Below are 6,331 nucleotides of genomic sequence, written 5' to 3' on the forward strand. Positions count from 1 at the left end.
CCATTGCGCTGTTTCCTCCGCCGGGCGCGGCAGGCCGGGGAAAGCCGCACCCATGCCCCGTGTCCGGCTGCGGGGGATCGGCAATCCCCTGTTTTGGGGACTGTTGCCTCCCTAAGGCGAGGCTTTGCTTCCGGACCCGGTCCCGGAAGGATGGGTCCACTGGTTTCTGGGGGGAAGTCATGGAGGATGATGCTGCGTTGCCGCGTCCGTTTTCGGTGCGGCTGATCGGAAGTCTTCGGATTCAGCGCGGCCGCACCGTGCTGGACGCCCGCAGCCTGGGCGGGTCGAAGCAGCGGCAGATCCTTGAAATCCTGCTCCTGGGCCGGGGCGCCGCGGTCTCCAAGGACCGGCTCATCGAACTGCTGTGGAATGGCCGCCCGCCTGCCCGGTCCGTGGCCACCCTGGAAAGCTACATCAGCGTTCTGCGCCGCAACCTGCAGCCGGGCCGGGGCCGCAACGGCCTGCTGCGCACCGCAACCGGCGGCTACCTCATCGACCGCAGTCTGCTGGATCTGGACCTGGACCGGTTCGATGCCCTCGCCGACGCCGCGGCCCGGGCCGCACCGGGCCTGGCCTACCCGCTGCTGTGCCGGGCCCTGGCCCTGGCCGCCGAACCGCTGCTGGCCGACGAACCGGCCGCCCCGTGGGCCAACACCGAACGGGACCTGCACGCCCTCCGTGTGACAGCCCTGAAAATCCGGGCCTCTGAAACCGCTGCCGACACCGGCAGGACCGGCGACGCCGTCCACTGGGCCCAAAGCGCCCTGGCCGATGACCGGTTCAGCGAACGGGCCTGGACCGCTCTGCTGAACGCCCTGGAACGGGCCGGCCGCTGCACCGAGGCCCTGCACGCCTATGAGCGGTACCGCCGGTACCTGCAACGGAACATCGGCTCCGCACCGGCACCGCAACTGCGGGCCACGTACGCCCGGCTCCTGGCCGGCACCGCGGCCGGCGACGGGGAACTCTCCGAGGCGCTCTCGGCCCTGCTCTACCTGCACGAACACCGCACCCGGCACGGCACCGCCCCCACGCCGGACCTCTCCCCCGCCTCACTACACGCCGCCGGCAACATCCTGAGGAACTTCCTGCGCCAGGCACTGCCGGATACCGGGACAAAGCCGGAAACCGGACCTGACACCTGAGGGCCAGGTAATGACCATCCCTTGCCGGGACCTCGGGCTCAGGCCGGTCCGGGAACCAGGAAGGGTGCGGCTCCTTGGGAGCCGCGCCCTGTGGTAATGGCAGCGGGTCTATGGCAGCGGATCCAGGGCCGGCCGTCTGCCCCGGCCTGGCCGGGAATTTTAGGCGCTGGTGGCGTCCTGCACTTCGCCGACCAGTTCCTCGATGATGTCTTCCAGGAACAGCACCCCGGTGGTGTTCCCTTCCGCATCGAAGACCCGGGCCACATGGGCGCCGGTGCGCCGCACGGTAGCCAGGGCATCCTCCAGTTCGCTGCCGCGGAAGGCGGACGCGAGCCGGCGGATCCGCTTGGCGGGCACCGGTTCACCGAAGGCGGCCGGGGTGGTCAGGTCCATGACGTCCTTCAGGTGCAGGTACCCGGTGGGAACCCCGTTCTCATCGGTGAGGATGTAGCGGGAGTAGCCGTGCCTGGCCACTGCCTGCTGGATATCGGCCGGGGTCGAGGCGGCCGGCAGGAGCACCATGGCGCTGATCGGCACCTCGACGTCGGCCACGGTCTTGGCCGTGAACTCGAACGCGGCGGTGAGCGTTCCGCTGGCGTCGGTGAGCATCCCGTCCCGGGTGGACTGCTCCACGATGGTGGCGACCTCGTCCAGGGTGTACGCGCTGGTGGCCTCGTCCTTCGGCTCGACCCTGAACAGCCGCAGGATCGAGTTCGCCACGCCGTTGAGCGTCCAGATCACCGGTTTGAAAAGGCGGGCGACCACCACCAGCGGCGGAGCCAGCAGCAGCGCGGCGCGCGTGGGCACGGAGAAGGAGATGTTCTTGGGCACCATTTCGCCGATGACCACGTGCAGGAAGGTCACCAGCAGCAGCGCCGCCACGAACGCGATCACCCCGATCGCTTCAGCGGTCAGGGAGGTCAGCCCCAGCGGGATTTCGAGCAGGTGGTGGATCGCCGGCTCGGATACGTTGAGGATCACCAGGGAGCACACAGTGATTCCCAGCTGGCTGGTGGCCAGCATCAGGGTCGCATGTTCCATCGCCCACAGCGTGGTTTTGGCCGCCTTGCTGCCGGCCTCCGCCTTCGGTTCGATCTGTGAGCGGCGGGCGGAGATCACAGCGAACTCCGCTCCGACGAAAAAGGCGTTGACGACCAGCAGGACAACGAGCCAGATAATGCCGGGCAGGTATTCACTCATGGGTCAGATCCTTGGTGAGGTTATCAACAATCCGGTCGTGGGCGCTTTTCGGTGCTTCCGCCGAATCTGAAGGGGTGAAGCGGAGGCGTTCGAGACGGGTGCCGACCACCCGTTCAACCCGCAGCACTCCCCCGTCCACGCTGACCTCATCCCCCAGCTCCGGGATGCGGTCCAGCCGGTCGGTGACGAACCCGGCCACGGTGTCATACTCCTGCCCGTCCGGGACGGCCACACCGGTGCGGTCCATCAGCTCATCGGGGCGCAGCGACGCATCGAAGGTCACCGAGCGGCCCGTGCGGACCACACCGACCCGGGCACGGTCATGCTCATCCTCCAGCTCGCCCACGATCTCTTCGACGAGGTCCTCCAGCGTCACGATGCCGGCCGTTCCGCCGTGCTCGTCGGACACGATGGCGACCTGAAGGCCCTGTTTGCGCAGCAGCACGAGCAGGGAATCAACCCCCATGGATTCGGGCACCCGCAGCGGCTCGACCATCAGCTCCGAGGCAACCACGCGGTCCCGGTCCGCCAGTGCGACAGCGAACGCCTGCTTCACGTGCAGCACTCCCAGCACCTCGTCGCGGTCCCGGCCGATGACCGGAAAGCGTGAATATCCGGTCGAGGCGGCCAGAGCGACGATCTGTTCGGCCGTCTGATCGGCATGCACCGCCGCCATCCGCACCCGCGGGGTCATCACATCGGCGGCCGTATGGTTCGAAAAACGCAGCGTCCGGTGCAGCAGTGCCGCATGATCCAGGTCCAGCACCCCCTCAAGGGCCGAGCGGCGCACCAGCGAGCTCAGTTCCTCGGCGCTGCGGGCACCGGAGAGTTCCTCCTTCGGCTCAATACCGAAGGATCTGATGATCGAGTTCGCTGTGTTGTTGAACAGCACAATGACGGGTTTGAACACCGCCGTAAAGAGCGCCTGAAACGGTACGACGACCTTGGCCGTGGCCAGCGGAAGCGCCAGGGCGAAGTTCTTGGGCACGAGCTCACCGATCACCATTGAAAAGACGGTGGCAATGAAGATGCCTGCAACGGCACCGATCCCGGGCACCACCGCTTCCGGCAGGCCGCCCGCGAGCAAAGGCCCGCGCAGCAGCGCACTGATGGCCGGTTCAAAGGTGTAGCCGGTGAGCAGGGTGGTCAGGGTAATACCGAGCTGGGCTCCGGAAAGATGCGTCGAGGTGATCTTCAGTGCCCTGATCGTCGGCCCGAGCCGCTTCTCGCCACGGGACCGGCGGGCTTCAAGATCGGCGCGGTCCAAGTTGACCAGGGCGAATTCCGAGGCCACGAACAGACCGGTACCGACGGTGAGGACCAGGCCGATACCGATCATGATCCATTCATACATTCGGGCGCCCCTCTCCCGTGATGGCCGGAATACCGGTCAGGACATAGAGGGGCAAGGGCATGTGTGAGGGAGGGTCATCCATAGTTCGTGAAATTATATCTGCACGCCCTCGAAGCAACCTGCATGCCGCCTGCACGTAGCATCCGGGCCACGCAGGGGTGTACGAGCCGCATTTCAGATCTCCCCCTTCCCTGCGCTATCTTTCCTGCATGTACCTGCGTCTACTCCGCCCATGAGCTCCTCCGCTGCCCGGGCCGACATCGTCCTGGAAGTGCTCGGCTCCGGGCTCCTGGTTCTGGGACTGGCCTTTCTGTGCGCCGCCCTCGCCGCCCACTGCATCAACGGATTCTGGCTCCAGGCCCGGGCGGTGGTGTACGCGGCCGAGAACCGGACAGGCCTGCGCTGGCACAGCCCGCGGGACGGAACCCGCGAAGCAGTCCTGCCCGAAAACCCGCGAATAATAACGACTCCGGGAACCGAACTGACCATCTACTACCGCCCCGGCAAACCCGCCGACATCCTCCTGAACCCGCCGCACCGCCCACGCATCCCGGCCACAGCCGGTGCACTGATGACCCTCACCGGCACCGCAGCCTCACTGGTACCACTGATCCTCCACCCCTGAATCCCGCCGCGGCCCGCCCCATCAGCCGGAACACCGATAACAGCGCATATGTCCGACGCCAGCTCCTTGTATTCCGAAGCAGACCAGCACTTCACTCCAGAGCGAGCTAAGCAGCCCGCAATTAGTAGTTCCAGAGATTTAAAGTGGACCAGCCTTCTGGTACGCCGATGGATTGGCTGGTCAAGTGTTCAGTTTCGGGGAACGAATCGATCAGCTCGACGAGGCGTCCTGGCCAACCGCTGTTCGGGTCGATCGTATGGAGCAAGTAGGCCATCACGGCCAGAGCGTTGTATAGACCAAAGACCTGTTTCGGAGAATCTTCGTCCCTGAGATGGTCAAGGAGAGGAACTTGCCCCTTGTTTGGCCGTTTGGGGGCAGTGACGAGCTTCCGGTTGAAGATCCGAGCGTGATGGGCCGCGACATTCCTTACGTAGTTCAGGCTGGCGATCCAACTGCTCATGACTCTCTTCGACGGCGCAGCGTAGGCTTTGGCAATCTCGGTGGCGGTCGAGTTGACCAAGCCACTGTACAAGCGGCTGAGGTGCCCCATCTCCATGATCTCCGTGAGTGCCCAAATCGGCATTCGATCGTCGTATTTCTCACGAAAATGGGCCACAAACGCCTCGTCTGATCCGTTCTGCCGCTCACGTATCCGGTCAAGCCACTGCTCGTATTTGCTTGGTGCCGGCTCTCCGGACTTGGGGTCCACTTGCGCATCTGTAAAGGCCGCTACGAACGTGCCCGGCTCGAGATGGGCGAAAGCAGAAGCACGGCCCAGTACGTATCCGATCTGCATACGGAGTGAGATTTCAATTCTCTCGATCCCATCGAGAATGATCATCCTCAGTCGGCGGTCGAAATCAATGAGCGCCTCGGCGTCCCGGATGGAAGTACCGCTCCGATAGTGATTGAGGACCCGTACTCGTGAACGGCCCTCATCGTCCACATAAGTCTCCGACTCGCGGAATGGGTAGAGATAGCCGGTAAGCCGGTAGTACCCAACCGCGCAAAGCAGTTGTGCGCCACTCTCGAAGTCAGGTACTTCGACACCCCGCGAGGCAAGCTTTTTAACCTGATCCTCAACCGATAGCCATTGCTTTGTATACTCAGCCACGAATCCCCCGGTTAAAGAAAATCAGCCCGAGCCGTGAGGCGAGCGGGCTGATCATGATGAACAAACCTTATCACGCCACTCCCTGTCGTGAGCGGATGGCGCAGCACACCTCTCCGAGGCTTGAGCTACCCGAGAAGTCGAACGCTGATAACGGCGCATATGTCTTGAGTTTCCAAGATTCCGGCGACTCCGTGTGTCTGGGCTGCGCCCTGGCAGGAAAGGGAGCCATGCCCGGCTGTGTTAAACGGCGGCGGCGCACCGTTTGAGGTGCGCCGCCGCCGTTCGTCATGATCCTGCGTCCATGGACCGGATCAACCGGTCAACGGGGAGGGAGCCTTGTTATGAGTCGTCCCCGTGCCGGCTTCCGGACTTGGCCAGACCGCGGGCGATCATGTAGCCGATGGTCAGGAACGTGATGTACTGCATCGCCTGGTTGGCATCGAACGGATCGCCGGCATTCTCGTCGCCGTTCTCCCCCACCACTATCGCGGTGATGATCGTGCCCAGGACCGCGGCGAGGTAAACGATGAGTTCGGTGGTCTTCATCGCGGCCTTGGTCTCGGCCAGCCGGTGGTGGGTGTGCTCGTTGCGGGAGGTTGTCATGATGACTCCTGAAAACTGGAGTGGCCGTATCGGCCGTGCATCCGGCGAAACACGCTGCTCAGTCCCACCGGATACACCGTAGACTTTACCTATAGACAACGATGATGGCAAGCATACTTACCTTCCCGGCGGGCCTGCCTACCTGACTGTCCAGGCTGTGCAGATCCCCGATCCAGGAGACGACGACCAACCGCATGTCCAAGCATCCCGACGGCACGGCTCCCGGCCCGCCTCCGGACGGTGTTCCCGTTCCCCGCACACCGGCCCGGCGGCCCCGCCTGAACCGGGAC

6 protein-coding genes are annotated in these 6,331 nt (G+C 64.5%); 2 read left to right on the plus strand and 4 right to left on the minus strand.

Translation table 11 applies throughout. The features are described 5' to 3' along the window. The first annotated feature begins 179 nt into the window (after window positions 1-179). The gene (locus AC5RWU_RS13400) at window positions 180-1,145 is read left to right on the plus strand and encodes an AfsR/SARP family transcriptional regulator (protein ID WP_494037024.1); all 966 of its coding nucleotides are present in this window, start codon (window positions 180-182) and stop codon (window positions 1,143-1,145) included. A gap of 159 nt (window positions 1,146-1,304) precedes the next feature. Here the strand turns inward: AC5RWU_RS13400 and AC5RWU_RS13405 are convergent, their stop codons facing one another. Further along, complete coding sequence (locus AC5RWU_RS13405; RefSeq protein ID WP_494037025.1) at window positions 1,305-2,345, minus strand: hemolysin family protein; 1,041 nt, start codon at window positions 2,343-2,345, stop codon at window positions 1,305-1,307. Beyond that, on the minus strand, window positions 2,338-3,699 hold the full coding sequence (locus AC5RWU_RS13410) for a hemolysin family protein (RefSeq protein WP_494037026.1): 1,362 nt from the start codon (window positions 3,697-3,699) through the stop codon (window positions 2,338-2,340). Before AC5RWU_RS13410 ends, AC5RWU_RS13405 begins: the two co-directional genes overlap by 8 nt. Window positions 3,700-3,931: 232 nt before the next feature. On the opposite strand from AC5RWU_RS13410, the gene AC5RWU_RS13415 reads away from it, so the two are divergent. After that, window positions 3,932-4,324 carry a hypothetical protein gene (locus tag AC5RWU_RS13415; protein ID WP_494037027.1) on the plus strand — a complete coding sequence of 131 codons (393 nt, stop codon included), beginning with the start codon at window positions 3,932-3,934 and terminating at the stop codon, window positions 4,322-4,324. Between the two features lie 121 nt (window positions 4,325-4,445). On the opposite strand, the gene AC5RWU_RS13420 is transcribed toward AC5RWU_RS13415, so the two are convergent. Both AC5RWU_RS13420 and AC5RWU_RS13425 read right to left on the minus strand, forming a co-directional pair. Next, window positions 4,446-5,438 carry an Abi family protein gene (locus tag AC5RWU_RS13420; RefSeq protein ID WP_494037028.1) on the minus strand — a complete coding sequence of 331 codons (993 nt, stop codon included), beginning with the start codon at window positions 5,436-5,438 and terminating at the stop codon, window positions 4,446-4,448. Between the two features lie 339 nt (window positions 5,439-5,777). Beyond that, window positions 5,778-6,041, minus strand: a complete 264-nt coding sequence (locus AC5RWU_RS13425; protein ID WP_494037029.1) for a hypothetical protein — start codon at window positions 6,039-6,041, stop codon at window positions 5,778-5,780. Window positions 6,042-6,331 lie beyond the last annotated feature (290 nt).

It is taken from the genome of Arthrobacter sp. B0427-1-12, from assembly GCF_059092905.1.